The following is a 921-nucleotide window of genomic DNA, read 5'->3' as shown; positions in this document are numbered from 1 at the left end:
ACCACGAGGTGCCGGTCGGTGGTGCGCGGGTCGGTATCGGAGACGAATTCGACATTGCTCAAAGCCAATCCGGCGTTGTGGTCGCCGCCGGTGCCGAGCACGCTGATCCGGTTGTTGGTGAATTTCGACGAGGTCACGTAATTCTGGATGCACGAGGTCACCAGCCCGTACCCGAAATTGTTGATATCGCAGTTGACGAACGCGGTGCCGCCCGTGTTCTGATCGAGCACGACGCCGCGCTGTTCGGCATAGCGCGGAAAGTTCTCGCTGAGGTGATTGCCGCGCAGCACCACCGATTCGAACGAACACCGGAAGCATTCGGACAGCGACACGGCGGTCACCGCCGGGTCGGACACGAAGATGCCGATCCGGGCGAAGCGCACCCGCTGCCGCTTGCGCAGGGCGATCAGGGTGCCACCGCCCTCGTAGTTGATCATGCTGACGTCGCCGCCATCGCCGAGCACCGTGGCATAGTCGGGTAATCGGGGCCAGGACGTCACGCGGTACTGGCCGGCGGGCAGATACAGCACCAGCGGTCCGTCGCCCACCGCGGCGGCTTGCGCGAGCGCGGCGGTGTCGTCGGCCTTCCCGTCGCCCACCGCGCCGAAATCGCGGATGTTGCGGGCGGCGGGTGCGTCGGTGACCCGCGGTGAGCGGAACTCCTCGTCGGCGTCGGGCCGGGCCGCGCACGCGGCCAATGGCAGTGCCGCGGCCGCGCCGAGCGAACCGGCGAGCAGGCGACGACGATTCACCGGGTCTTCGCTCATAGGCGCAACCTCTGACTCAGGCGCGGCCGGTCACCGGGCCGGGAGACCGCGATGACGCCCACCAGGGCCGCGCCCGCGGCGCCGAAGGTCGCCAGCGCGCCCCGGAGCTGGGCCGCGTCGGTGGTGCCGAGTTCCACGACGCCGATCGTCGCGT

The 921-nt window shown here is 69.1% G+C and carries 1 protein-coding gene; it reads right to left on the bottom strand.

Features of this window, described 5'->3' with window-relative positions; translation table 11 throughout:
- Positions 1-767 (bottom strand): glycosyl hydrolase family 28-related protein (locus NBRGI_RS01395; protein ID WP_036557000.1); only part of this gene is annotated, 767 nt, incomplete at its 3' end.
- Between the last annotated feature and the right edge of the window lie 154 nt (positions 768-921).

The sequence above is a fragment of the Nocardia brasiliensis IFM 10847 genome (assembly GCF_000710915.1).
GTDB lineage: Bacteria > Actinomycetota > Actinomycetes > Mycobacteriales > Mycobacteriaceae > Nocardia > Nocardia brasiliensis_A.
Note: the sequence above shows the minus strand (reverse complement) of the source record. Positions and strands in the feature narration are given on the sequence as shown.